This window comes from Streptomyces sp. LMG1-1-1.1, from assembly GCF_040815545.1.
Taxonomy (GTDB): Bacteria; Actinomycetota; Actinomycetes; order Streptomycetales; family Streptomycetaceae; genus Streptomyces.
In genome coordinates this window covers 547,305-571,391 of record NZ_JBFPNH010000001.1, presented here as the reverse complement: position 1 = coordinate 571,391, position 24,087 = coordinate 547,305, and the positions used below count along the sequence as shown (strand labels likewise).

The 24,087-nt window shown below is 73.2% G+C and carries 21 protein-coding genes and 1 pseudogene; 13 read left to right on the top strand and 9 right to left on the bottom strand.

Translation table 11 applies throughout. From position 1 onward, the window contains the following. Positions 1-2 precede the first annotated feature (2 nt). Complete coding sequence (locus MRBLMG1_RS02335; RefSeq protein ID WP_367820139.1) at positions 3-899, bottom strand: helix-turn-helix domain-containing protein; 897 nt, start codon at positions 897-899, stop codon at positions 3-5. Between the two features lie 44 nt (positions 900-943). Between MRBLMG1_RS02335 and MRBLMG1_RS02330 the strand changes: the two genes are divergently transcribed. After that, positions 944-1,399: a hypothetical protein gene (locus tag MRBLMG1_RS02330; protein ID WP_367820137.1), complete on the top strand. Its 456-nt coding sequence runs from the start codon at positions 944-946 to the stop codon at positions 1,397-1,399. A 279-nt stretch (positions 1,400-1,678) separates the two neighbouring features. Here the strand turns inward: MRBLMG1_RS02330 and MRBLMG1_RS02325 are convergent, their stop codons facing one another. The 3 genes and pseudogenes from MRBLMG1_RS02325 to MRBLMG1_RS02315 all read right to left on the bottom strand — a co-directional run. Then, positions 1,679-2,113: a YdeI/OmpD-associated family protein gene (locus MRBLMG1_RS02325; RefSeq protein ID WP_367820135.1), complete on the bottom strand. Its 435-nt coding sequence runs from the start codon at positions 2,111-2,113 to the stop codon at positions 1,679-1,681. A gap of 533 nt (positions 2,114-2,646) precedes the next feature. Then, a complete protein-coding gene (locus tag MRBLMG1_RS02320; protein WP_367820133.1) occupies positions 2,647-3,057 on the bottom strand; it encodes a RidA family protein in 411 nt (136 codons plus the stop codon). Positions 3,058-3,171: 114 nt separating this feature from the next. Next, positions 3,172-3,705, bottom strand: a pseudogene (locus MRBLMG1_RS02315) (alpha-xylosidase); the annotation flags it as partial. A gap of 377 nt (positions 3,706-4,082) precedes the next feature. On the opposite strand from MRBLMG1_RS02315, the gene MRBLMG1_RS02310 reads away from it, so the two are divergent. The 12 genes from MRBLMG1_RS02310 to MRBLMG1_RS02255 all read left to right on the top strand — a co-directional run bounded on the left by MRBLMG1_RS02310 (position 4,083) and on the right by MRBLMG1_RS02255 (position 18,212). Next, on the top strand, positions 4,083-4,712 hold the full coding sequence (locus MRBLMG1_RS02310; protein ID WP_367820132.1) for a GntR family transcriptional regulator: 630 nt from the start codon (positions 4,083-4,085) through the stop codon (positions 4,710-4,712). Positions 4,713-4,882: 170 nt separating this feature from the next. Then, a complete protein-coding gene (locus MRBLMG1_RS02305) occupies positions 4,883-5,785 on the top strand; it encodes a dihydrodipicolinate synthase family protein (RefSeq protein ID WP_367820130.1) in 903 nt (300 codons plus the stop codon). Further along, the gene (gene araD, locus MRBLMG1_RS02300) at positions 5,782-7,671 is read left to right on the top strand and encodes an L-arabinonate dehydratase (protein ID WP_367820317.1); all 1,890 of its coding nucleotides are present in this window, start codon (positions 5,782-5,784) and stop codon (positions 7,669-7,671) included. The genes MRBLMG1_RS02305 and araD overlap by 4 nt, the downstream gene beginning before the upstream one ends. A gap of 232 nt (positions 7,672-7,903) precedes the next feature. Then, entirely contained in the window at positions 7,904-8,842 is a 939-nt protein-coding gene (locus MRBLMG1_RS02295; protein ID WP_367820128.1) for a carbohydrate ABC transporter permease, read from the top strand. Continuing rightward, positions 8,839-9,750 carry a carbohydrate ABC transporter permease gene (locus tag MRBLMG1_RS02290; protein ID WP_367820126.1) on the top strand — a complete coding sequence of 304 codons (912 nt, stop codon included), beginning with the start codon at positions 8,839-8,841 and terminating at the stop codon, positions 9,748-9,750. The genes MRBLMG1_RS02295 and MRBLMG1_RS02290 overlap by 4 nt, the downstream gene beginning before the upstream one ends. Continuing rightward, the gene (locus MRBLMG1_RS02285) at positions 9,747-10,934 is read left to right on the top strand and encodes a Gfo/Idh/MocA family protein (protein WP_367820124.1); all 1,188 of its coding nucleotides are present in this window, start codon (positions 9,747-9,749) and stop codon (positions 10,932-10,934) included. The genes MRBLMG1_RS02290 and MRBLMG1_RS02285 overlap by 4 nt, the downstream gene beginning before the upstream one ends. Further along, positions 10,931-11,875, top strand: coding sequence for a PmoA family protein (locus MRBLMG1_RS02280; protein ID WP_367820122.1), 945 nt, complete (start codon positions 10,931-10,933; stop codon positions 11,873-11,875). The genes MRBLMG1_RS02285 and MRBLMG1_RS02280 overlap by 4 nt, the downstream gene beginning before the upstream one ends. Beyond that, on the top strand, positions 11,872-13,473 hold the full coding sequence (locus tag MRBLMG1_RS02275; protein ID WP_414721473.1) for a glycoside hydrolase 43 family protein: 1,602 nt from the start codon (positions 11,872-11,874) through the stop codon (positions 13,471-13,473). Before MRBLMG1_RS02280 ends, MRBLMG1_RS02275 begins: the two co-directional genes overlap by 4 nt. Before the next feature lie 153 nt (positions 13,474-13,626). Continuing rightward, positions 13,627-14,967, top strand: a complete 1,341-nt coding sequence (locus MRBLMG1_RS02270) for an ABC transporter substrate-binding protein (protein ID WP_367820120.1) — start codon at positions 13,627-13,629, stop codon at positions 14,965-14,967. Beyond that, positions 14,964-15,770 carry a rhamnogalacturonan acetylesterase gene (locus MRBLMG1_RS02265; protein ID WP_367820118.1) on the top strand — a complete coding sequence of 269 codons (807 nt, stop codon included), beginning with the start codon at positions 14,964-14,966 and terminating at the stop codon, positions 15,768-15,770. Before MRBLMG1_RS02270 ends, MRBLMG1_RS02265 begins: the two co-directional genes overlap by 4 nt. Beyond that, a complete protein-coding gene (locus MRBLMG1_RS02260; protein ID WP_367820116.1) occupies positions 15,767-17,062 on the top strand; it encodes a pectate lyase family protein in 1,296 nt (431 codons plus the stop codon). The genes MRBLMG1_RS02265 and MRBLMG1_RS02260 overlap by 4 nt, the downstream gene beginning before the upstream one ends. 19 nt (positions 17,063-17,081) lie before the next feature. Beyond that, positions 17,082-18,212, top strand: a complete 1,131-nt coding sequence (locus MRBLMG1_RS02255) for a pectinesterase family protein (RefSeq protein ID WP_367820114.1) — start codon at positions 17,082-17,084, stop codon at positions 18,210-18,212. 58 nt (positions 18,213-18,270) lie between these two features. Here the strand turns inward: MRBLMG1_RS02255 and MRBLMG1_RS02250 are convergent, their stop codons facing one another. The 5 genes from MRBLMG1_RS02250 to MRBLMG1_RS02230 form a co-directional block, all read right to left on the bottom strand. Then, positions 18,271-19,836 (bottom strand): carboxylesterase/lipase family protein, encoded by a 1,566-nt coding sequence (locus MRBLMG1_RS02250; protein ID WP_367820112.1) that lies wholly within the window; start codon positions 19,834-19,836, stop codon positions 18,271-18,273. Between the two features lie 101 nt (positions 19,837-19,937). Beyond that, the gene (locus MRBLMG1_RS02245; RefSeq protein WP_367820111.1) at positions 19,938-21,617 is read right to left on the bottom strand and encodes a rhamnogalacturonan lyase B N-terminal domain-containing protein; all 1,680 of its coding nucleotides are present in this window, start codon (positions 21,615-21,617) and stop codon (positions 19,938-19,940) included. A gap of 126 nt (positions 21,618-21,743) precedes the next feature. Then, the gene (locus MRBLMG1_RS02240) at positions 21,744-22,409 is read right to left on the bottom strand and encodes a hypothetical protein (RefSeq protein ID WP_367820109.1); all 666 of its coding nucleotides are present in this window, start codon (positions 22,407-22,409) and stop codon (positions 21,744-21,746) included. Next, the gene (locus MRBLMG1_RS02235; RefSeq protein WP_367820107.1) at positions 22,409-22,948 is read right to left on the bottom strand and encodes a SigE family RNA polymerase sigma factor; all 540 of its coding nucleotides are present in this window, start codon (positions 22,946-22,948) and stop codon (positions 22,409-22,411) included. The genes MRBLMG1_RS02240 and MRBLMG1_RS02235 overlap by 1 nt, the downstream gene beginning before the upstream one ends. Next, positions 22,929-23,993 (bottom strand): LacI family DNA-binding transcriptional regulator, encoded by a 1,065-nt coding sequence (locus tag MRBLMG1_RS02230; protein ID WP_367820105.1) that lies wholly within the window; start codon positions 23,991-23,993, stop codon positions 22,929-22,931. Before MRBLMG1_RS02230 ends, MRBLMG1_RS02235 begins: the two co-directional genes overlap by 20 nt. Positions 23,994-24,087 lie beyond the last annotated feature (94 nt).

Here is a 24,087-nt window from a genome sequence, read left to right as displayed (position 1 = left end):
CGTCACTGCATGCTCTGCCGCAGCGCTTTGATCATGGCCAAGGAGTCCGCAGGGGACAGCGCCTCAGCCGCAAGCCGATGGTAGGTCGCGTTCAGGTAGGACAACGTGGTGCCCTCCCGTTCCAGGTGGCCCCGCGCCTGCGCCTCCGTGTAGGCGAGCATGGACCGGTCGGCCAGGGTCAGGAGCGTCAAGGGCATGTGGGACGGGCGCCTCTCACCCATGCTGAACGGCGCCACCTGGACGAATGTCAGGGGGCGCGCCGCCACTTCGACGATGTGGTCAAGTTGCGCGGCCATGACGTCGGGTCCACCGACCATCTGACGCAGGCAGCTCTCGTCCAACACGACGAAGTGCAGGGGCGGTCGCCGCCGCTCCAGAACCTGCTGTCTTTCCCGCAGGATGTCCACCCTCCGCGCGGCCTGGTCGGCGGTGACCGATCCCCGCTCGACGTTGAACGCCGCCAGCACCTCCGCATATTCGACGGTCTGGAGTAGTCCCGGAACGATCCCGATGTCGAACATGCGAATCTCGACGGCCTGGCGCTCGTAGTGCACGTACTCAGGGAAGCCCTCCAGGAGCACCCCGTCCCGCATCCTCTGCCACTCGCGCTCGAACGAATGAGCCGCATCCGTCAGGCCGAGGGCCGAATCAATCTCCTGCGACATTTTGAGAGTTGGAGATCTGCGCGCCGTTTCGACGGCAGAGACGTGTTTCCCCGAGTACGAGGTTCGCGCCGCAAGGTCCTCCTGCTTCCAGCCTCGTTCCTCACGCAGCCTGCGCAAACGTGCCCCGTATGCCGCCTCGGCCCCACCGTCCGGGTCCAGCTCCTTCCGATTGACCACAACTCTCCTCCCGGAGACATCCGTTGAAGATTTGAAGACCTGCCGAATATAGGTCACGCTGATGGCTCCTGGTAGCGGCTTCACTACGGAGAGGAGCACCCATGCCCGAAAGCGACCGCCCAGCCCCGGTCCCCGACCTCGGGACGTTCATGGCGGCAGACACACCCGAGGGAAAGCCCCGCCTCGGGAAGGTGACCGCCTGGGACGGCGAGTTCGTCCACCTGCAACGGCCGGGCGGGGGAGGCGCGTGGATGGCGGTACCGGGCGAGTTGCGGCGTCCGACCGGGGAGGAGCGCGCGCTGATCCGCGTGCTCACCACCCCGGTCGCGAAGGCGGGCCGCGTGCAGCAGACGTGCCCGGAGTCGCCGGTGGTGCTCTCGGTGGGTCCCGTAGCGCCCGCCGTGGCGGTTCCGGGGTGCGCCACGTGCGATGCCGCGGCCGAGCGCGAGCGGTACAGCCGCCGGGCGTACGACCATTCGGCGGCGGCGGACTTCCGGGTCGAGATCCGCAACCACCCTCACGGGGATCCGATGCCGACGCGCAGGGAGCGGCCGTGACGGCGTCAGCCGCGAGCGTGACGCCGGTCTACCGCATGGTGAGGCACCCCGGGCCGGAGTGCGAACTCACCATGACCGCAAGGTGTATGGACGGCGGGTGCGCGTGGGAGTCGGAGCCGACGCCGGCGCTCGGGACCGGCCCGCTCGGGTGCGAGGCGCACACCGCGGGGACGGGGCACGCCACGTTCGCCGTCCGGGTGGAGTACATCGCGCTGGTGACTACCGAGGGCGCGAGCAGGGCGGGCGGTGGATGACGCGGTGGCGTCTCGCTTCCCGGTGTCAGCCGCGGAGGGAGTCGATGGCCTTCTCGATGCGCCGGCGGCGCGTGTCGGCGCCCTTCGCGCTCTCGATGGCGAGCACGTGCTGGCGCTTGCGGGTGTGGGAGAGGCTGTCGTAGGCGGCGCGGACGAAGGGGTCCTCGTCGAGGGCCGCGGCGAAGTCCTCGGGTTCGACGACGACACGGGGCTCGGTGTCGAGCTCCAGCTCGACCTCGACCTCCTCGCCGGTCTCGACGCCCGCGGCCTCGCGGTTGGCTTTGCTGAGGCCGAGCAGGTGGCGGCCTCGCATGATGGCGACCCGGCTCTTCCAGGAGTGTCCGTTGACCGTGATCGTCACCGGCGGCCGCGCGCCTCCGCCGAGCGCGGCCACCACTTCGGGCGGAACCTCCAGACCCCGCATGCGCTCGGGCGGCTCGACGTGGGACAGAAACTTCATGGTCTTCCTCCTGTTGATCTGTCGGCTCACCGCGGATCGGCCCGCCCGGCTCCGACGGCCGCTCCGAACGGCCGGATGCCGGGGCGCCGCAGCCGAGACCGCAGACGTCGCCGTCCGGGTCCGCGACGGTACCGCTGCAGGCGCCCCACGGCGGAGCACCGGCGGGCCTGAGGATCGTAGCGTCGGCCTTCCGTGCTCCGTCGTTCCCTCTCGGCCATGTCGTGGATCAGTTCCCGCCTTGGACGCCTTTGGCTCCCAAGGTCGTTGTGGAATAGGAAAGTTCGGGGTGCGCAAGTCGGTCGCGGACCGCGTCGGGCAGCCGACAGGGGTGATGTTCCCGGGCTCGGTCCGTCCCGACTCGGACAGCGCGGACGACGGCTTTGACCAGGGCCGCCGCTCCCGAGCGCTCGCCGAGAGCGGGGCGGGGGTCTGTTCCGCGCGCCGCGGCCGTCCGCCAGTGGCCCCGCACCGGTGGTGACCGCCGGAAGTGGCACCGCCGCTCCACGACGGGTGACCCCGGATGGCCCGTCGGCTCAGGAATCGAGCACGGCGGCGACGGCTTCGATCTCTACGAGCTGGCCGTCGTAGCCGAGCACGGTGACACCCATCAATGTGCTGGGCACGTCGTGGTCACCGAACGCGTCGCGGACGACCTCCCACGCCGTCACCAGGTCCTCCCGCCGGTGAGAGGCGACGAGAACACGGGTGCTGATGACATCGCGCAGTGACGCGCCGGAGTCCTTCAGAGCGGTCCGCATGTTCTCCACGGCCCTGGCCGCCTGTCCCCCGACGTCCCCGATCGCCGCGGTGGAGCCGTCCTCGTTCAGGGGGCATGCTCCGGCCAGGAAGATCAGGCGCGACTCGGCCGGGGCCGTGGCCGCGTAGGCGTACTCCGCGACATCGGAGAGGGAGGCGGAACGGATCAATGTGACGGCACGCGGCACGGGCTTCCTTTCGCAGCAGTTCCGGAGCACTGAGGACCTTCTCAGAGGTCGACGCCAGGTTCGACACATTTTCCTGGCCCGTCGACTGCCGTGACGGACGTCCGAGGCCCTGGGTCAGTTCTCGTCTTCGACGCCTCCGGGTCCCAGGGTCCGTACCTCGTAGGGGAGGTCGGTTCCCGTGGCTGTCGCGGTCGGGCCGGTCGCCGTCCGCGTCACGCGGTAGACCGCCGCCGGGGCGCCCCGGTGGTCGGGGACGGTGACGGTGGTGGTGGTGCCGGGCGGGGCGCCGCGGGCCGCCAGGAGGGTCAGGCCGTCGAGCCAGGCGGCGTCCGGGCGGGAGTGGTCGGCGGCGAGGGGGAGGACGGCGTCGGGGCGGACGTAGAGGGGGAGGCTGTTGAGGTCGTGGGTCTCGTGGCGCCAGGCGGGGCCGGTGACGGTCTCGCCGGTGAGGAGGTGGGTCCAGGGGCCTTCGGGGACGTACACCTCGACTTCGCCGCCGGGGTTCATGACGGGTGCGACGAGGAGGTCGGGGCCGAGCATGTACTGGCGGTCGAGGGTGCGGCAGGCGGGGTCGTCGGGGAATTCGAGGAGCATGGGGCGCATGACGGGGGTGCCGGTGGTGTGGGCGTCGACGGCGGCGGCGTACAGAGTTCAGGGTGTCGCCGCGGGTCAGGACCCGCTTGACGGAGGCGTAGGCGGTGAAGCGGTCGGCCTCGGTGCGCAGGTCGCGGACTTCGGTGGCGTACGAGGCGTGGACGCCCTCGCGCATGAGCCAGAAGCCGTCGGTGAACTTCATGCTGGTCCTTGGGGAGGGGGAGGAGGGGCTCCGCGGAGCCCCCAATAGTCATCCCAGAAAACAAAACGGTGAACCAGCCCCGGCGCCCCCTCGGATCCCGCGCGATAGAAAACGCTTTCTCGAACCGTGCGCGAAGCATTGACGAAACACGAACGCCCCCCTAGCTTCATGCCCGTTGCACTTCGTACGTCATATATGAGACGCGATACACGAGATCTGAGAGTGCTCCATGGCCTTCGCCCCCAGCCCCATCCCGTCCCGCACCCAGTACGTCCTGGAGGCGATCAAGCACGACATCCTCACCGGGGGCCTCAGACCCGGCCAGGCGCTCGTGGAGACCGAACTCGCCGCGCGCTTCGGGGTGTCGAAGACCCCGGTGCGCGAGGCGCTCAAGACCCTCGCGGGCAGCGGGCTCGTGGTGATGAGCCAGTACAAGGGCGTCACGGTCCGGATGGTCGACGCGGACATGGCGCGCTCCGTCTACGACGTGCGGCTGCTCCTGGAGCCCGAGGCGGTCCGCCGCGCGGTCGCCTCGGGCGCCCCGCTCGACGCGGCGCACGAGGCACTGCGCCTGGCCGCCGGAGCCGAGGACCCGGCGGAACGCTCCCTGGCCAACCGGGAGTTCCACCGCGCGCTCTACCTGCCCTGCGGCAATCCGCTGCTCGGCCGGATGCTCGACGAGGTTCGTGACCAGGCCGCCCTGGTCTCCACGGTCGCCTGGGCCGCCGTCCCCTCCTGGGAACGCGAGGCCGCGGAGCACGAGGAGATCCTGCGGCTGGCCGTCGCGGGTGACGTCGACGGGGCCGGCCGCGCCGTACACGACCACATCGCCTCCTTCGTCGAACGTGCCTTCCCCTAGGGCCTGTCCGTCCTGTCCTTTCGGATCGCGTCGGTCACGCCGCCCGGTCACCGCGACCGGCCGACGACGAAGCGCGCGGACGCGACCGCGCCGACACCCCCTTCCCCGTGAACAGCGGGCCGTGCGCCCACCCCGTGGCCGCACGGCCCGTGAACGAACTGCGAGGCACCATGGAATTCGAGACACTGAGGACCGCCCTCGCCGACGTCGTGGCGATCCCGGTCACCCCCTTCGCCGAGGACGGCTCGGTCGACACCGCCGCCCACCGCGCCCTGCTGCGGCGGCTGCTCGACGGCGGGGTCCGCACCCTCACCCCGAACGGCAACACCGGCGAGTTCTACGCCCTCACCCCCGAGGAGCGCCGCGCCGTCACCGAGGCGACCGTCGAGGAGGCGGGCGGGCGGGCCGTGATCCTGGTGGGCGTCGGCCACGACGTGCCGACCGCGGTCGAGGCCGCCCGGCACGCCCACGCCACCGGCGCCGACATGGTGATGGTCCACCAGCCCGTCCACCCGTACGTCTCCGAGAGCGGCTGGGTCGACTACCACCGAGCCATCGCCGAGGCCGTCCCCGAACTCGGCGTCGTCCCCTACATCCGCAACCCGCTCCTGGGCGGGGCCCGGCTCGCCGAGCTCGGCGCCGCCTGCCCGAACGTCGTCGGCGTGAAGTACGCGGTGCCGGACGCGGCCCGGTTCGCCGGCTTCGCGCGGGACGCGGGCCTCGACCGGTTCGTGTGGGTGGCGGGCCTCGCCGAGCCGTACGCCCCGGCGTACTTCGCGAGCGGCGCGACCGGCTTCACCTCCGGCCTGGTCAACGTCTCCCCCGGGCTCTCCCTGGAGATGCTGCACGCGCTGCGGGCCGGCGACTACCCGACGGCGATGAAGGTGTGGGAGCGGATCCGCCGCTTCGAGGAGCTGCGCGCGGCGAACGGCAGCGCCGACAACGTGACCGTGGTCAAGGAGGCCCTCGCCTCCCTCGGCCTGTGCCGCCGCGCGATCCGCCCACCCAGCCGTGAACTCCCCGAAGCGGCGCGGGCCGAGGTCGCGGCGATCGTCGGCGGGTGGCCGATATGAGCCGCGAGTCCGACGGAGCGAACCCTGAGGCCACCACCGCAAGCCCTGAGGCCACCACCGCGGACCCTGAGGCCACCACCGCGAGCCCTGAGCCCGACGGCGCGAGCCACGTGCCCACCGACGCGAGCCCCGCAGCCGACGGTGGGGGCCACGAGTCCGACCGCGGTGTCCGCAGGCCCGAAGAGCTCCGCAGCCACCAGTGGTACGGCACGGACGGGCTGCGCTCGTTCAGTCACCGGGCCCGGACCCGGCAGCTCGGGTACCTGCCCGAGGAGCACCTCGGCAAGCCGGTGATCGCGATCCTCAACACCTGGTCCGACATCAACCCCTGCCACGTCCATCTGCGCGACCGGGCCCAGGCCGTGAAGCGGGGCGTGTGGCAGGCCGGAGGCTTCCCGCTGGAGTTCCCCGTCTCCACCCTCTCGGAGACGTTCCAGAAGCCGACGCCGATGCTCTACCGCAACCTCCTCGCCCTGGAGACGGAGGAGTTGCTGCGCTCGTACCCGGTGGACGGGGCGGTCCTGATGGGCGGCTGCGACAAGACGACGCCCGCGCTGCTGATGGGCGCCGCCTCGGTCGACCTGCCGACCGTGTTCGTGCCGGCGGGTCCGATGCTGCCGGGCCACTGGCGCGGCGAGACCCTCGGCTCCGGTACGGACATGTGGAAGTACTGGGACGAGAAGCGGGCCGGGCTGATCGGCGACTGCGAGATGGCCGAGCTGGAGAGCGGACTCGCCCGCTCCCCGGGCCACTGCATGACGATGGGCACGGCGTCCACGCTCACCGCCGCCGCCGAGACGCTGGGCGTGACGGTGCCGGGCGCCTCCTCGGTGCCGGCGGTCGACTCCGGGCACGACCGGATGGCAGCGGCCTCCGGCCTGCGGATCGTGGAGCTCGTACGGCGGGATCTGCGGCTGTCGGAACTGCTGACCCGGGAGGCGTACGAGGACGCGGTCGCCGCGGTCCTGGCGCTCGGCGGCTCGACCAACGCCGTCATCCACCTGATCGCCATGGCCGGGCGGTCCGGGGTGAAACTGACCCTCGACGACTTCGACCGGCTCGCGCGGACGGTGCCGGTGCTGGCGAACCTGCGGCCGGGCGGGCGGTACCTGATGGAGGACTTCCACTTCGCGGGCGGCATGACCGGCTTCCTGTCGCGGCTCACCGACGTGCTGCACCTGGACCGGCCGACGGTCTCGCACGGGAGCCTGCGCGAGCAGCTCGCCGGCGCGCTCGTGCACGACGACGACGTGATCCGGGACCGGGCGAGGCCGCTGGCCGCCGAGGGCGGGGTCGCGGTGCTGCGCGGCAACCTCTGCCCGGACGGCGCCGTCATCAAGCACATCGCGGCCGAGCCCCGGCTGCTCGGGCACACCGGCCCGGCGGTCGTCTTCGACGACTACCGGACGATGCAGCGGACCATCGACGACCCGGCGCTCGGCATCACCGCCGACCACGTGCTCGTGCTGCGCGGCGCGGGCCCCAAGGGCGGCCCGGGGATGCCGGAGTACGGCATGCTGCCCATCCCCCGGTACCTCCTGGAGCAGGGGGTACGGGACATGGTCCGGATCTCCGACGCCCGGATGAGCGGGACGAGCTACGGGGCCTGTGTGCTGCACGTGGCGCCCGAGTCCCATGTCGGCGGCCCCCTTGCCCTCGTCCGCACGGGCGATACGATCACCCTCGACGTCGCGGCACGCTCCCTCCACCTGCACGTCACGGACGAGGAGCTGAGCCGCCGCCGGGCCGCGTGGACACCGCCGCCTGCCCGGTACGAGCGCGGCTACGGCGCGCTGTACATGGAGCAGATCTCCCAGGCCGACACGGGCTGCGACTTCGCGTTCCTGGCCCGGCCGGGAACCACCCCCGATCCGTACGCGGGCTGAGCCCGCCCCGAACACCCCCGATCCGTACGCGATCCGCACACCACCCCGAACACCCCCGATCCGCACACGGGGCCGAACACCGCCCCGAACCACCCCCGAACCGCACGCGGGCCGACCCGCGCCGAACCACCCCGTTCCACCGCCCGAGACCGCCCGAGACCGCCCTCGTCCCGCCTGTCCGAAATCTCGAACGTCGTTCGCGAAGCGCTTCACCGAGAACGGAGCCGCCGTCATGGCCTCAGCTGTGACCCCACCGCCCCCGGCCGTACCGGCACGGGCACGCCGCCGCACGGGAGCGAACCCCCGCCGACTGCCGTACCTGCTGATCGCCCCGGCCGGACTGCTGATGCTGGGCTTCATCGCCTACCCGGTGCTCAGCGTCTTCTACTACAGCCTCCAGCACTACAACCCGACGAAGCCCTGGCGGAACGGGTTCGCGGGCCTGGACAACTTCACGCGGATCCTCACCGACGACCCCCACTTCTGGGGGACGCTGACCTTCAGCCTGAAGTGGGTCGTCGTCGAGGTGACGCTCCAGCTCCTCTTCGGGCTCGCGCTGGCCCTCATCGTGAACCAGACGTTCGTCGGCCGCGCCCTGGGCCGGGCCCTGGTGTTCTCGCCGTGGGCGGTCTCGGGCGTGCTCACCTCGGCGATCTGGGTGCTGCTCTACAACTCCCAGACGGGCATCAGCCGTTACCTGGCGGACCTGGGCCTGGGCACGTACGGCACGTCCTGGCTCTCCGACACCTCCACCGTGTTCCCCGCGGCGATCGTCGCGGACCTCTGGCGCGGGGTGCCGTTCTTCGCCATCCTCATCCTGGCCGACCTCCAGTCCGTACCGAAGGACCTGTACGAGGCGGCCGAGGTCGACGGGGCGGGCCGGATCCGCCAGTTCGTCCACATCACGCTCCCCCACATCCGGGACGCGATCGTGCTGTCGACGCTGCTGCGGGCGGTCTGGGAGTTCAACAACGTCGACCTGCTGTACACGCTGACCGGCGGCGGCCCCGCGGGCGAGACGACCACCCTGCCGCTGTACGTCGCGCACACCAGCGTCGACGCCCACAACTTCGGATACGCCTCCGCCCTCACCACGGTGGCGTTCGTGATCCTTCTCTTCTGCTCGATGGTCTATCTGCGCCTGAGCAAGTTCGGAGGCGACGGCAAGTGACAGCCGAGTCCACCCTGAGCGCGGCCCCGGCCGCCCCCGCGGCCGCCCCGCCGCCCGACCGGACCCCGCCCGCCGCCACGCGCGGCCGGCGCCGGGCCTGGGACGAGGTGCCCCGCTGGCAGATCTACCTGCCGCTCGGGATCTACCTCCTCTTCACCCTCGTCCCCTTCTACTGGATCCTGCTCTTCGCCCTCCGGCCCGCCGGCTCCACCTCGCTCGTGCCCTGGCCGATGACCACCGCGCACTTCGAGAAGGTGTGGAACGAGCGCAGCTTCGGCGTCTTCTTCCAGAACAGCCTGCTCATCGGCGTCGCGGTCCTGGTGATGACGACGGTCGTGGCCCTGGCCGGCGGCTACGCCCTCGCGCGCTTCGACTTCCGGATCAAGAAGGGCTTCATGCTGGCCCTGCTCTGCTCCCAGTTCGTGCCGGGCGCGCTGCTCCTCGTACCGCTCTTCCAGATCTTCGCCGAGCTGCGGATGATCAACTCGCTCGGCAGCGTCATCATCGCCGAGACCGTCTTCCAGCTCCCGTTGTCGATGATCCTCATCGGCGGCTTCATCAGGAACGTGCCGTACTCCCTGGAGGAGGCGGCCTGGGTCGACGGCTGCAACCGGTTCCACGCCTTCCGGATCGTCGTCCTGCCGCTCCTGCGGCCCGGCCTGGTCGCCGTCGGCTCGTTCGCCTTCGTCCACGCCTGGAACCACTTCCTCTTCGCCCTGATGTTCCTCAGCAGCCAGGACAAGCAGACGATCCCCGTCGGCCTCAACACCCTCATGGGCGCCGACAGCGTCGACCTCGGCGCGCTCGCCGCGGGCGGGGTCATCGCCGCCGTCCCGGTCGTCGTCGTCTTCGCCTTCATCCAGAAGTGGCTGGTCACGGGCTTCAGCGCGGGGGCGGTGAAGGGATGAACGGCACCCACACGAACGAGGAGAACGCCCCACACACCCCGCTGCCGGTCGTCCTCGCGGGCGCCCGCGGCCACGGCCGCAGCCACCTCCTCAACATCCGCCGCCTCGAGGACCGCGGGCTCGTCCGCCTCGCCGGGGTCTGCGAGCTGCGCCCGCTGGACGCGGCCGAACTGGACGGCATCGGAGACCCCGAGCAGTCCGCCGACTTCGAGGCGCTCCTCGCCTCCACCGGCGCCCGGATCGCCGTGCTCTCCACCCCCATCCAGACGCACACCGACATGACCCTCGCCGCCGCCCGGCACGGGGCGCACATCCTCCTGGAGAAGCCGCCCGCCCCGTCGTACGCGGAGTTCCGCAGGATGGCCGAGGGCGTCGAGGCCGCCGGCGTGGCCTGCCAGATCGGCTTCCAGTCGCTCGGCTCGCACGCGGTGCCCGCGATCCGCCGCATGATCGGGGAGGGCGCCATCGGCGAACTCCTCGGGGTCGGCGCGGCCGGCGCCTGGGTCCGCGACGAGGCCTACTTCCGCCGCGCGCCCTGGGCCGGACACCGGCGGCTCGGCGGCGCCGACGTCGTCGACGGGGCGCTCACCAACCCGCTCGCCCACGCCGTCGCCACGGCCCTCGCGCTGTCCGGCTCCACCCGCGCCGAGGACGTCGAGCACATCGAGACCGAGCTCCTCCACGCGCACGCGATCGAGTCCGACGACACCTCAGCGGTACGGGTGGTGACCTCGTCCGGCACCCAGGTCACGGTCGCCGCCACGCTCTGCGCCGAGAAGTCCTCGGAGCCGTACGTCGTCGTCCACGGCACCCACGGCCGGATCACCTTCTGGTACCGGCAGGACCGGGTCCTCGTCCAGCGCGCGGGACACGGACCCGAGGAGACCGAGTACGGCCGCACCGACCTCCTGGAGAACCTCGTCGCGCACGTCACGGACGGCGAGCCGCTGTGGGTGCCGCCGGCGGCGACCGGCGCGTTCATGCGGGTCGTCGAGGCGGTACGGACGGCGCCGGACCCGCTGCCGATCCCCGCCGCGCACTGGCACACCGAGCCCGGGGAGAGCGCGCCGCGCCGGGTCGTCGACGGCGTCGACGCGCTGGTCGACGCCAGCGCCGACGCGCTGCGGCTCTTCTCCGAACTCGGCGCCGCCTGGGCGCCGTCGCACCGGGCGGAGGTCCGATGAGCCCCGAGCCGCCGACCCTGCTGCGCTGCGCCGGCCGCACCGTCGCCCGCTACACCACCCGGCCCGACCTGGCGCCCGACCACGCGCCACGGCCCTATCTGCACCCCGTCACGACCCTCGCCGGCCGCGTGGTCACCGAGACGCTGCCCGACGACCACCCGCACCACCTGGGAGCGGGCATCGCCGTCGCCGACGTCGCCGGCCACAACTTCTGGGGCGGCCGCACCTTCGTCCGCGACCGCGGCTCCGTCGCGCTCGACAACCACGGCGTGCAGCGGCACGACGGGTTCAAGCTGTGCGACCCGGACGGCTTCGTCGAGGAACTCAGCTGGACCGCCGGCGGCGAGCGGCTCCTGCGCGAGCACCGCACCGTGGCGGCCACCCCCCTCACCGACTCCGCCTGGGCCCTCGACCTGACCTTCTCCCTCACCAACACCTCGGGCCGCGACCTCTCCATCGGGAGCCCCGCGACCAACGGCCGCCCCGGCGCCGCGTACGGCGGCTTCTTCTGGCGCGCCCCCAAGGAGGCCACGACGCCGACGGTCTTCGGCTCGGGCGGCGGAGGCGGTGCGAGCGACTCCGGCGCGGGTAGTGCGAGCGACTCCGGCGCCGGCGGTGCGAGCGACTCCGGCGCCGGCGGTGCGAGCGACTCCGGCGCGGACGGCGAGGCGGCCGTGCACGGCTTCGCCGCGGACTGGGTGGCCCTCGCGGGCGAGGACTGGACCCTGGTGTTCGCCGGGGCGACCGCGCAGACACGCAGCGACCCCTGGTTCGTCCGCGCCGCCGAGTACCCCGGGGTCGGTTCGTCGCTCGCCCACGCCGGGCGCCTCGCGGTGCCGGCCGGGGAGACCTTCGTACGGCGGGTGGTGACCGTCGTCGCCGACGGACGCCTCGACCGGTCCGGGGCGGCGGCACTGGTCCGCAAGGCGGTGGCCTCGTGACCGCGGCGGCCCGGGGCCGTCGGTCCGGCGCCCCCGCGGCGGACACGGTCGCGGGCCGCGAGGCGACCGCCACCGGCGACCTGGGCGACGGTACGTACCGCAACCCGGTCCTGGACGCGGACTGGTCGGACCCGGACGTCCTGCGGGTGGGCGAGGACTACTACCTGACCGCGTCCAGCTTCGGCCGCGCCCCCGGGCTGCCGCTGCTGCACTCCCGGGACCTGGTCAACTGGACCCTGGTCGGCCACGCGCTGGAACGGCTCGAACCGGCCGCCGCGTTCACCGCCCCGCAGCACGACCGGGGGGTGTGGGCGCCGTCGCTCCGGCACCACGACGGCCGGTTCTGGATCTTCTGGGGCGATCCCGACCACGGGATCTTCCAGGTCAACTCCCCTTCGGTACGGGGCCCGTGGACCACGCCGCACCTGGTGAAGGCCGGCCGGGGACTGATCGACGCCTGCCCGCTGTGGGACGACGCCTCCGGCGAGGCGTACCTCGTGCACGCCCTCGCCAAGTCCCGCGCCGGGGTCAACAACCGGCTGGTCGGGCACCGGATGAGCCCGGACGGCACCAAGGTCCTCGACGAGGGCCGGGTCCTCGTGGACGCCGACCGGATTCCCGGCTGGTTCACCCTGGAGGGGCCCAAGCTGTACCGGCACGACGGCTGGTTCTGGATCCTCGCCCCGGTCGGGGGCGTGGCCACCGGCTGGCAGGGTGCGCTCCGGTCGCGGTCGTTCGCCGGCCCGTACGAGGAGCGGATCGTCCTGGCGCAGGGCGACACCGACGTCAACGGCCCGCACCAGGGCGGCTGGGTCCGTACCCAGCACGGCGAGGACTGGTTCCTGCACTTCCAGCAGGCGGGCGCGCACGGCAGGGTCGTCCACCTCCAGCCGATGCGCTGGGACGGGGACGGCTGGCCGGTGCTCGGCGACGGCGGGGCCCCGGTCCGCGTGCACCGCAAGCCGGACCTGCCCGAGCAGCCCGTCGCGCGTCCGGCGGTCGACGACACCTTCCCCGGCGGGCGCTACGGCCGCCAGTGGCAGTGGACCGCCAACCCGGACGAGGGCTGGGCCAGCCACCACGCCGGTGACGGCCTGCGGCTCGGCTGCGTCCGCACGGAACGCCCGGACGACCTCCGGAGCGTGCCGCACGTCCTCACCCAGCGGCTGCCGGCCGGTGCCCGCGTCGTCGAGGTCGGGCTGCGGCTCGACAGCGAGGCGCCCGGTGCCCGCGCGGGGCTGGTCGTCCTGGGCGACGCGTACGCGTGGATCGGCCTCGAACGGGCCCCCGACGGCACCGTCCGCCTGGTCCACCGCTTCGCCCCGGCCGGCGCCGGGGCCGAGCGGGACGCGGCGCACTCCCGGCCCCTGGACGGGGACCGGGTCCGGCTGCGGATCGAGGTCACCGCGGACGCGCGCTGCCGCTTCTCGTACGCCTCCGACGGCGCCGTGGAACCGGTCCGGCTCGGTCCTGAGTTCGCGGCCACGCCCTGGCGGTGGGTCGGCGCGCTCCTCGGTCTGTTCGCGGGCGCGCCGGTGGGCGCGGGGCAGGCCGGGACGGCCGTGTTCTCCGCCTTCCGCGTCACCCGAGCGCCCTAGGTCCTGTCCGGAGAGCCCCGCCCGGCCCACGGGCAGACGGCCCTACGTGCCGGGCAGGACCTGGCAGCCGAGGGCCACCCCCTGAGCTCCCCCACATCCCCATCGCCGCACCACCCCCCATCCCCGCAACACCCCGAGAGAAGAGAGCCGACGATGACCATCTTCCCCGGCGGACGGCGCAGAGCCGCCCTCGCCCTCGCCCTGTCCGGCGTCCTCGCCCTGACCGCCACCGCCTGCGGTGACGACGGCAGCGGCGCGGGCGGCGACAAGGGCACCGAGGGATCGGGCAAGGGAAAGATCACCTTCTGGGACAACAACGGCGGCGTCCGCACCGACGTCTGGAAGGAGATCATCGCGGACTTCGAGAAGGCGAACCCGGACATCGACGTCGAGTACGTCGGGGTCGCCTCCAAGGAGGTCCAGTCGAAGTACGACACCGCCATCCAGGGCGGCGCGCTGCCGGACGTCGGCGGCGTCGGCGCGGCGATGCTCGCCGGGATCGCCGCGCAGGACGCGCTGGAACCGCTCGACGCGCGGATCGACGGCAGCTCCCTCAAGGGGAAGCTGAACGCCGGCATGGTCGCGAGCGTCAAGTCCGCCGGCGGCCGGGACAAGCTGTTCACCGTCCCCACCTCCGCCAGCAACGGCGTGCTGTACTACCGCACCGACCTGTTCAAGGCGGCCGGCCTGGAGGAGCCCGCCACCTGGTCGAAGTTCTACGCGGCGGCCGAGAAGCTGACGGCGGCGGACAAGAACCGTTTCGGCTACACGATCCGCGGCGGCGCGGGCTCCATCGCCCAGGCCCTGGACGCCATGTACGGCCAGAGCGGCATCACGTCCTTCTGGAGCGGCGACAAGACCACCGTCAACGACCCGAAGAACGTCGCCGCCCTGGAGAAGTACGCCGGCCTGTTCAAGCGGACCACCCCGGCCGCCGACGTCAACAACGACTTCACCAAGATGGTCGCCCAGTGGGACAGCGGCCAGATCGGCATGCTGAACCACAACCTGGGCTCGTACAAGGACCACGTGAAGGCGCTCGGCACGGAGAAGTTCCGGGGCATCCCCAACCCGACCCTGGACGACGGCACCCGCGTGCAGGTGTCCAACCCGGTCGACGGTCTAGGCCTCTTCTCGTCGAGCAAGAACAAGGCCGCCGCCTGGAAGTTCATCGAGTTCGCGGCCTCCCACGCGTCCAACAGCAAGTGGAACGAGTCGGCCGGCGCCATCCCCGCCAACACCGAGGCCGCCTCCGACCCGTGGCTCGCCCAGGCCGAGCCGACCAAGCTCGGCGCCGAGGTCCTCTTCAGCGGCAAGGCCACCATCGTCGAGCTGCCGTACTACCTGCCGGACTGGAACACCATCTCCAAGGCCGACAACGAGCCCGCCTTCCAGAAGGTCCTCCTCGGCACGTCCACCGCCAAGGAGTTCCTCGACCACCTCGCCGAGCAGCTGAACGCCGCCCAGGCCGAGTGGAAGCAGCAGGCCAAGTGAGCGTCGGCCGCCGCTCGGTCGTCACGGCCGGGGCGGGCCTCGCGCTCGCCCTGGCCGGGGCTCCCGCGGCGCAGGCGCTGGGCCGGCCCCGTGACCGGACGCTGTTCATCGCGGGCGACTCGACGGCCGCGCAGAAGTACGCCGACGCGGCGCCCGAGACCGGCTGGGGAATGGCGCTGCCGTTCTTCCTGCACCGGGGGATCGCGGTCGCCAACCACGCGGTCAACGGACGCAGCACGAAGAGCTTCCTCGACGAGGGCCGGTTCGAACCGATCGTGGCGGCGCTGCGCCCCGGCGATCCGCTGCTGATCCAGTTCGGCCACAACGACGAGAAGACCGCCGACCCGGCCCGCTACACCGATCCGTGGACCGGCTACCAGGACAACCTGCGGGTGTTCGTCGAGGGCGCGCGGGCGCGGGGCGCCCTGCCGGTGCTGGCCACCTCCGTGGAGCGGCGGAAGTTCGCCGCCGACGGGACGGCCCTGCGCACGCACGGCGCGTATCCGGCGGCGATGCGGGAGGTGGCCGCGGAGGCCGACGTGCCGCTGCTGGACATCGAGGCGCTGTCACTGGCCCTGTGGCAGGAGCTGGGCCCCGAGGCGACGAAGACGTACTTCAACTGGACGGCGACCGAACAGGACAACACGCACTTCAACCCGCCCGGGGCGATCGAGGTGGCCCGTCTGGTGGCCACCGAGCTCCTGCGCACCCGTGTCCTCGCGCCGCGTGAGCTCCGCCGCCTGGACGACGAGATATCCACCGACCGCATCACCTGGCCCGTTTCCGAGGAGAGCCGACCGTGAACCGACGCAAGCGACTGGGAGTGGTGGCCGCGACCGCCCTCGCCCTGACCGTCACCGCCCCCGCGGCGGGTGCCCACGCCGGTCACCGGCCGGGCGCCGACCCGGCCCGCGCCTCCCTGCCGGCCGGGGACGGCTGGGCCTCCGACGGCACCGGTACCACCGGCGGGTCCGCCGCGGCGGCCTCCCGGGTCTTCACCGTCACCACCTGGGAGGAGTTCCGGGCCGCTCTCGCGGTGGCCGGCACCGAGCCGCGGATCGTCAAGGTGGTCGGCACCCTGAACGCGACCGCCGCCGGCTGCGCCGCCTTCGAGGCCCCCGGCTACGACTTCGCCCGCTACCTCGCCGACTACGACCCCGCCGTCTGGGGGTACGAGAACGAGGTCAGCGGTCCCCAGGAGGACCTGCGGGCGGCCTCCGCCACCGCCCAGGGCCTGGCCGTCAAGGTGAAGGTGCCGCCGAACACCACGATCACCGGCGTCGGCCGGCACGCGGGCATCACCGGCGGCAGCCTCCAGGTGCAGGGCGTGGACAACGTCATCGTCCGCGACCTCACCCTGGAGAGTCCGCTCGACTGCTTCCCCCAGTGGGACCCGACGGACGGCGCGACCGGGGCGTGGAACTCCGAGTACGACAGCCTGGTCGTGTACGGCTCCACGCACGTCTGGATCGACCACAACACGTTCACCGACGGGGCCCACCCGGACAGTTCGCTGCCCTCGTACTACGGGGAGGTCTACCAGCAGCACGACGGCGAGCTCGACGTCGTGCGGGGCGCGGACCTGGTCACCGCCTCCTGGAACGTCTTCACGGACCACGACAAGACGCTGATGATCGGCAACAGCGACAGCGCCGGCGCCACCGACCGGGGCAGGCTGCGCGTCACGCTCCACCACAACCTCTTCGAGGGCGTCGTGGAGCGCGCGCCGCGGGTCCGCTTCGGGCAGGTCGACGCGTACAACAACCACTTCGTGGTGCGGGACGGGCCGTACGTGTACAGCCTCGGCATCGGGCAGGAGTCCCAACTGTTCGCCGAGAAAAACGCGTTCACGCTCGCCGCGGGTGTCCCCGCCGGGAAGATCCTGAAGAAGTGGAAGGACGCACCGGTCACGGTCGCGGGCAACTACGTCAACGGCGCCCCGGTCGACCTGCTCGCCGTCCACAACGAGCAGTACCCGGCCGAGGCGCTGCGCGCCGACGCGGGCTGGACCCCGGTCCTCCGCACCCGGGTCGACCACCCGAGGGCCGTGCCCGCCCTCGTGGACCACCACGCGGGCGCAGGCCGCCTCCGCTGAGACCTCCAGGAGGACCCGCATGCCCGCACACCCCACCGGGGCCGAAGGCCCCGGACGCCGCGCCCTGATCACCGCCGGCCTCGGCGCCGCCGCCGCCCTGGCGCTGCCGGCCGGGACCGCGACCGCCGCTCCCCCGGCCCCCTTCGGCCGGTTCGGTTCGCCTTCCGGCCGGCTCACCGAGCGGACCCTGTACGTGCACCCCGGCGGTCTCGGCGACCACGCGACCGTCCAGGCCGCGGTGACCGCGGCGGCCGGCACCGGCTGGACCCTGGTCCTCGCCGCCGGCACCTACCGCGAGACGGTCGCCGTCAGCCCGGCCCGCGCCGACATGACGTGGATCGGCGCCACCGGGGACCCCCGGGACGTCGTCGTGGTGTACGCCAACGCCGCCGGCACGCCCCGGCCCGAGGGCGGCACCTACGGCACGACCGGCTCGGCGACCACCACCGTCCAGGCGGACGGCTTCACCGCCCAGGGGGTCACCTTCGCCAACGACTTCCTGCGCACCGACCTCCCGGGGAACCCCGGCACGCAGGCCGTCGCGCTGAAGGTGCAGGGCGACCGGTCCGCGTTCTTCCACTGCCGGTTCCTCGGCCACCAGGACACCCTGTACGCCGACTCGATGTCCCTGGCCGCCGTCGCCCGGCAGTACTTCGCCCACTGCCACGTGGAAGGAGACGTCGACTTCGTCTTCGGACGGGCCCGGGCGGTCTTCGAGCACTGCCACTTCCGCACGCTGCTCCGCCCCGACCTCGCCTCGGCCCCGCACGGCTTCGTCTTCGCCCCGTCCACGGCCCGCGCCAACGCCTCCGGCTTCCTCGCCGCCCGCTGCCGGGTCACCAGCGTGGCACCGGACGGCTTCTACAAGCTGGCCCGTCCGTGGGTACCCGGCTCGGACACCACCGCCTGGCCCTCGCTCGTCGTGCGGGACAGCGTCCTGGGTCCGGGGATCGACACCGCCGCCCCGTACGCGAACATGCGCGACGTCTACCCGTGGCAGGCGCAGCGGTTCGCCGAGTACCGCAACACCGGCCCCGGGTCCGTGACCACGGTGCCGGAGAACCGTCCCCAACTCACCGCCGCCGAGGCCGCGTCTACGACCCCGGCTGGCTATCTGGGCGACTGGACTCCCCGGCGGCCCTGCGCCTGACGGGCGGGGCGGACGCACCACCCGGGCCCCGGTCGGGGGCCCGGGTGGCTTCCGGCGTTCACGGGCGCAGGAGCGGGAAGGGGGCCGGCGCCCAGAGCGCGCGCACGGCGGCGCGGTCGCGGTCGTCACCGTCGTGGCCGTCGCCGTCGTGGCCGTCGCCGTCGTGGCCGTCGCCGTCGTGGCCGTCGCCGTCGTGGTCGTGGGTCCGCCACACCCTGGCGACGGCGGTGGCCTCGTCGTACGGCGGCCAGCCCGGGTCGCCGGTGGCGGCGAAGTCGGCCCAGGCGCGGACCATGCGGCGGGCGAGTTCGTGGTCGGCGGTGGTGGGGGCGCCGCCGATGAGGAAGGCCGCGGAGTCATCGTCGACGTTGCCGAAGGCGAAGGGGACGTCCGCGCAGTGCCAGGCGCGCACGGGGCCGTCCGGGCCGGTGCGGCGCCGGTCGAAGCGCGAGAGGTACGTCCGGCCGCCGCCCCGGGCGTGCCGCTCGGCGAGCCGGTCGGCGTACGCCCCGAACAGGAGGTCGCCGAAGACGGCGAGGTAGACGTCGAGCACGGGCGCGTCGGGGCGTTCGGCCCGGTAGCCGGCGACGAGACCGTCGGGCAGGCCGAAGTCCTGGGCGAACCGGGCGAGTCGCTCCTCGGTGGTGACCTTCGCGCTGCTGCCGACGGCGTCGAGGAGCCAGTACTCCTCGGTGGTGTGGCAGACCAGGAGGTCCACGTCCCGGGCGGCTCCGGCGGCCAGCTCGCCGAGGGGGTCGGCGGGCAGGACGTCGCCGTCGAGGACGGGGGCGTAGAGCGAGGGGTCGTAGTGGCGGGAGCCCGACGCGGGGTCGCGCCGGTAGTCGTCGACCACCCGGTCGGAGGCGGTGACCAGGGCTTGCGGGCTCGTCGAGCGGAGGCCCGCCGCCGTGGCGGGGCGGCCCGCGGCGGCGGCGATCTCGCGGGTGGTCGCGGCCGCGATCTCCGGTGTGTGGCAGGGGCTGGCGGGGCTGTGGGCGATGGCCCGGCGGAACAGGCCGCGGGCGCGGTCCATCACCGTCAGGCAGGCGACCGAGGCGGCCCCGGAGGACTGGCCGGCGATCGTCACGTTCCCCGGGTCGCCGCCGAACGCCGCGATGTCGTCCCGGACCCAGCGCAGGGCGGCGACCTGGTCGAGCAGGCCGCGGTTGTCCGGGTACGCGTCCGCCCCGTCCGCCGGTACGTGCCCGAACCCCTCGAAGCCGAGGCGGTAGTTGAGGGTGACGACGACGAGTCCGGCGCGGGCGAGGGTCTGGCCGTCGAAGTCGGGCTGGGCCGAGGAACCGAAGGTGTAGGCGCCGCCGTGGATCCAGACGAGGACGGGCAGGGAGCCGCCGTCCGGGGCCGGCGTCCAGACGTTGAGGGTGAGGACGTCCTCGTCGCCGGGCGACCACACGGGCGCGCCGGGCAGCTCCGCCGACTGCGGGGCGATCGGGCCGAAGGCCGTGCCGTCCCGCACTCCGGTCCACGCGGCGGCGGGGGCGGGCTCCCTGAACCGGTGGGCGCCGAACGGCGGTGCCGCGTAGGGGATTCCGAGCACGGCGACGACGTCGGCGGACGCCCGGAAGCCTCGTACCGGTCCGTTCGTCGTCTTGAAGATGTCCATGGGCGCAGCTTCCCATCACGCCCCTGACCGGCACCAACACCGAGATCGCGACGATTCACGCGTCTCCGGTGTCAATGCCGGGCGCGGGCGCCGGCCGAGCGTCAGGGCAGCAGGTCGAGGCAGTCGATCGCGGTGCCGGGGCTGAGGAAACCGGTGCCGGAGGAGCCGCTGACGATGTTCAGCCTGAGGACGTTGTACTGGCTCGGGTCGGTCTTCCAGGCGCTCGCCGGGACGACGTAGGTGAAGGTGTGGTTGTTGCCCCGGTAGGAGCCGTTGGTGAGGGAGCGGGTCGAGGGCTGGGTGGGCGGTGAAGGGATGGCGGAGACCCAGTCGTTGACGGTGACCTGCGGGCGTCCGTTGAGGAAGGCGGTGGTGACGCCGATCCGCAGGGTGTGCGCGGCGGCGGCCTGGGCGGCGGTGAGCCGGAAGTACACGAGGACGCCGTCGTTGACGTCCTTCCACAGGTAGCAGGGGAAGGACCCGGCCGGGTCGCCGCCGTCGACGACGACGTTCCCGGTCCAGGACGCGGCCCGGACGTCGGCGGGGTGGGCGTACGTCATGAGGGCGGCGTTCTTGAAGGCGCCGGGAGTGCCGTCCCAGTCGCCGATGCGCCAGATCGCGGGAGCGGTGGCCGGGTCGTTGACGAGGGTGAGGGTGTGGAGGGCGGTGGCGGTACCCGCCGTGACGGTCACCGTGCCGGTGTGGACGGCGAGTTCGCCCTTGTACACGGTCAGGGTGTACGTGCCGGGGAGCATCCCCCGGCAGGAGAAGGCGCCCGTGCCGGCGGCGGCGCGGGTCCAGTACTGGGCGTCGGCGTTGGCGAAGCCGACCGTGTAGGGGTGGGCGGCGTCCATGCCGGCGAGGCCGACGCCGGCGACCCGGCCGCGCCCGGCGGCGCCGACCCAGCCGGGGATGCCGAGGCCGTCGACCCAGGAGGTGTCGTGGTTGCCCGCGTGGAGCGCCGGGTCGGGTGCTCCGCCGTCGGTGAAGGCGAGCAGGTAGGGGCCCTGGAGGCCGAAGCGCATCGCCTCCGTCTGGGACTGGCTGTAGTGGAGGATCTCGTACAGGCCGACGCCCAGCTCGTTCGAGTGCCGCAGCAGGGACCGGTAGAAGGGGCCTCCGGACGCCTTCTCGTGGGAGGAGCGGACCATCCAGAGGCCCACCGAGCCGGTGGTGTAGCCGACGTGGGTGTAGTCCATGACCCGCACGCCGGAGTAGTGCTTGGAGCGGGTCTGCCCGTCGGCCCGCTGCCACACGTCGCCGGCCTCGATGACGGTGTCGGCGCCCTCGACCCACGAGTCGGGGCCCTCGTTCGGGAGGATCCCGGGCTTGAGCCGGGCGATGAAGCGGGTGGCGGTGAAGGACGTGTCGGCCTTGTCGGTCCACAGGTAGACGTTGTTCAGTCCTGCGCGGGCCGCGATGTAGTGCCGCAGCGTGCCGTGGACGACGGTGACGAGCACGGTGGGGCCGCTCTGCGCGAGGGTCACGGTGGACGCGCCGAGTCCCGACTCGACGTGCGAGTGCTTGCCCCCGTAGCCCTCGTACTCCTTGCCCTTGTAGACGAGCGAGGTGATGTCGCCCGTCGACTTGGACACCTTGAACACCAGTCCGGCGCCGGTGTCGAGGACGTACTGCGTGCCGTCGTCGCTCCAGCCGAACCCGGCGGCCTCGGCGGTCGCGGGAACGAGCGCCCCGGCGGCGGCGAGCGCGGTGCCGGCCGCCGCCGCACCGAGGAGCGTGCGGCGGCGGAACGGGGGCGTGGGGGTGTCGTACGGACTCATCGGAGTGCGGCTCCTTCGACGGCGTGCGGGCTGGTCGTCCCTAGGTCGCCGCCGCGGGGGGAAGGGTTGCCGGGTTGCCGCCCGTGGTCCTCGTCAGGGGACGGGAGGGACGACGCGCGGGTCAGCTCAGCGGGGGCTCCCGAAGCCGCCGCGGAGGGTGGTGCGGCCGCCGTCGGGGGCGGTCAGGAGGACGGTGTACGTGTCGGCCGAGGCGTCGCGGACGCCCTCGGCGTGGTTGTACTGGGCGGCGAAGGTGTGGGGGCCGGGCGGCACCGCGCGGCCCGGCTTGAGGGTCCAGCGGTAGACCAGGGCGCGGGGCTCCTCGGTCACGGTGGCGGTGAAGTCCTCGGCGGGCCGGGTGCGCCAGTGGCCGGTGCTCACCACGCCGGGCGTGCGGGCGACGCGCAGTTCGACGGTGAGCCCGGAGAGGGCCGATTCCGTGGTGAGGGCGAGGTCGTTCTGGGCCCACCAGCGGTTGCTGCCGGGGTCGATGGTGCCGGCGGCGCGGGCGGTCGGACCGGGTGCGGGCAGTGTGGCGGCGGGTCCGGCCGGCCGGTCGCCCAGGGTGGTCGCCGCGAGGCCGCCGATGCCGGCGACCCCGGCGACGGCCGCGGTGACGGCGACGGCCACGGCCCAGCGGCGGCCGGTCCACCGGCGGGGCGGCCGGGTGCGCCGGCCGGCGGGGGACGGCTGGGCCATGCCGCGCTCCACCCGGGCGAGGATGCGGGCGTGGTCGGGGCGGTGCGCGTGTGCCGCGTCCCTCAGTTCGCGGCGGAGCCTGGTCTCGTCCATCAGCGCCTTCCCGCGGCGAGTTCGGTGGCGGCCCGGGGGCCGAGCAGGCGCTGGAGTTCGGCCATGCCCTTGGCGGTCTGGCTCTTGACCGTACCGACCGAGACGCCCAGGGCGAGGGCGGTGTCGCGTTCGGAGAGGTCGAAGGCGTGCCGGAGCACCACGCAGGCGCGCTTGCGGAAGGGCAGGGCGCGCAGCGCCGCCCTGACGTCGACGACGGCGGGCACGTCCGGGTCCTCGGTGTGCTCGGGGCGCCGGTCCCAGAAGGCGGCGATGCGGCGGCGTTCGCGCACGGTGCCGCGGATGCGGGTGCGGACGAGGTTGGCGACGACGCCCCGGGCGTAGGCGGCGGGGTGGTCGGCGGCGCGGACCCGGTCCCAGCGGTGCCACAGCGCGAGCATGGCGTCGGCGGCGAGGTCGTCGGCGGCGTCGGTCTCGCCGGTCAGCAGGTGGGCGAGGCGCGCGAGTTCGGCGTAGTGGCGCTCGAAGAAGGCCCGGAACTCGGTCGCGCGGTCGTCGGTGTCAGCGTCCGTCGTGACCACGACGGTCCTCGGCGCGCGGGGCGGGTGCGGCGGGGCCGGTGCTGGCGCGCGCGGTCAGCCGGGGCGCGATGAGCTCCGTACCGCGCGGGTCCTGTCCGGCGAGGCGGGCGACGAGCCGTTCGACGGCCAGCCGGCCCATCTCCTGGGCGGGTACGGAGACGGCGGTGAGCGGCACGGAGGCGTGCACGGCGACCTGGTCGGGGCAGATGGCGACGACGGAGACGTCCTCGGGGACGGCGCGGCCCTGGTGGCGCAGGAGGGCGAGGAGGGGTTCGACGGCTGCCTCGTTCTGGACGACGAGGGCGGTGGTGCCGGGGCGTTCCTCGAAGACGCGGGTGACGGCGGCGGCGACGGCCGCGTAGGTGCCGTCGACGGGCCGGTGGAGCAGGCCGACGCCGTGGGCCGCGGCGGCGGCGCGCAGCCCGGTGAGGGTGCGGGCGGCGAAGCCGGTGCCGCGCTCGTAGACGGCGGGGGGTTCGCCGAGGACGGCGACGCCGGTGTGGCCCAGGGCGGCGAGGTGTTCGACGCAGCGGGCTCCGGCGGCCTCGAAGTCGAGGTCGACGCAGTCGAGTCCGGTGCTGTCGGCGGCCTCGGCGGTCTCGGCGGGCAGGCCGATGAGGACGGCGGGCCGTTCGGCGGCCTGGAGGCAGGGGATGCGCGGGTCGTCGAGGCCGACGTCCATGACGATCATGGCGTCGGCGACGGCGCTGCCCTCGACGCGGCGGACGGCCTCGGGGCCCTCCTCGCCGGTGAGGAGCAGGACGTCGTAGCCGTGGGTGCGGGCCGTGGTGGTGACGGCCATCGCGATCTCCATCAGCACGGGCACGTAGAGGCCGGTGCGCAGCGGCATCATCAGGGCGAGGATGTCGGTGCGGCTGCTGGCGAGCGCGCGGGCGCCGGCGTGCGGCCGGTAGCCGAGGGTGTCGATGCTGTGCTGGATGCGCTCGCGGGTGGGGCCGGATATGGAGCGCTTGCCGCTGAGCACGTAGCTGACGGTGCTGGCCGAGACGCCGGCGTGGCGGGCGACATCGGCGAGGGTGACCACGTGCGTGCTCCTGGACGGTTCCCGGTGTTCCGGGCGGTCGCCCGACGATTCGGCTCCCGACCCTAAGCGGCGGTTCGACGAGCTGTCCAGGCGG

Excerpts from the sequence above, each read along its gene's own strand:
- MRBLMG1_RS02285 (WP_367820124.1), top strand. The coding sequence starts at position 9,747 with ATGAACGGCACCCACACGAACGAGGAGAACGCCCCACACACCCCGCTG.
- MRBLMG1_RS02330 (WP_367820137.1), top strand. The coding sequence starts at position 944 with ATGCCCGAAAGCGACCGCCCAGCCCCGGTCCCCGACCTCGGGACGTTC.
- MRBLMG1_RS02270 (WP_367820120.1), top strand. The coding sequence starts at position 13,627 with ATGACCATCTTCCCCGGCGGACGGCGCAGAGCCGCCCTCGCCCTCGCC.
- MRBLMG1_RS02310 (WP_367820132.1), top strand. The coding sequence starts at position 4,083 with ATGGCCTTCGCCCCCAGCCCCATCCCGTCCCGCACCCAGTACGTCCTG.
- MRBLMG1_RS02280 (WP_367820122.1), top strand. The coding sequence starts at position 10,931 with ATGAGCCCCGAGCCGCCGACCCTGCTGCGCTGCGCCGGCCGCACCGTC.
- araD (WP_367820317.1), top strand. The coding sequence starts at position 5,782 with ATGAGCCGCGAGTCCGACGGAGCGAACCCTGAGGCCACCACCGCAAGC.
- MRBLMG1_RS02305 (WP_367820130.1), top strand. The coding sequence starts at position 4,883 with ATGGAATTCGAGACACTGAGGACCGCCCTCGCCGACGTCGTGGCGATC.
- MRBLMG1_RS02295 (WP_367820128.1), top strand. The coding sequence starts at position 7,904 with ATGGCCTCAGCTGTGACCCCACCGCCCCCGGCCGTACCGGCACGGGCA.
- MRBLMG1_RS02240 (WP_367820109.1), bottom strand. The coding sequence starts at position 22,409 with ATGGACGAGACCAGGCTCCGCCGCGAACTGAGGGACGCGGCACACGCG.
- MRBLMG1_RS02245 (WP_367820111.1), bottom strand. The coding sequence starts at position 21,617 with ATGAGTCCGTACGACACCCCCACGCCCCCGTTCCGCCGCCGCACGCTC.
- MRBLMG1_RS02325 (WP_367820135.1), bottom strand. The coding sequence starts at position 2,113 with ATGAAGTTTCTGTCCCACGTCGAGCCGCCCGAGCGCATGCGGGGTCTG.
- MRBLMG1_RS02255 (WP_367820114.1), top strand. The coding sequence starts at position 17,082 with ATGCCCGCACACCCCACCGGGGCCGAAGGCCCCGGACGCCGCGCCCTG.
- MRBLMG1_RS02250 (WP_367820112.1), bottom strand. The coding sequence starts at position 19,836 with ATGGACATCTTCAAGACGACGAACGGACCGGTACGAGGCTTCCGGGCG.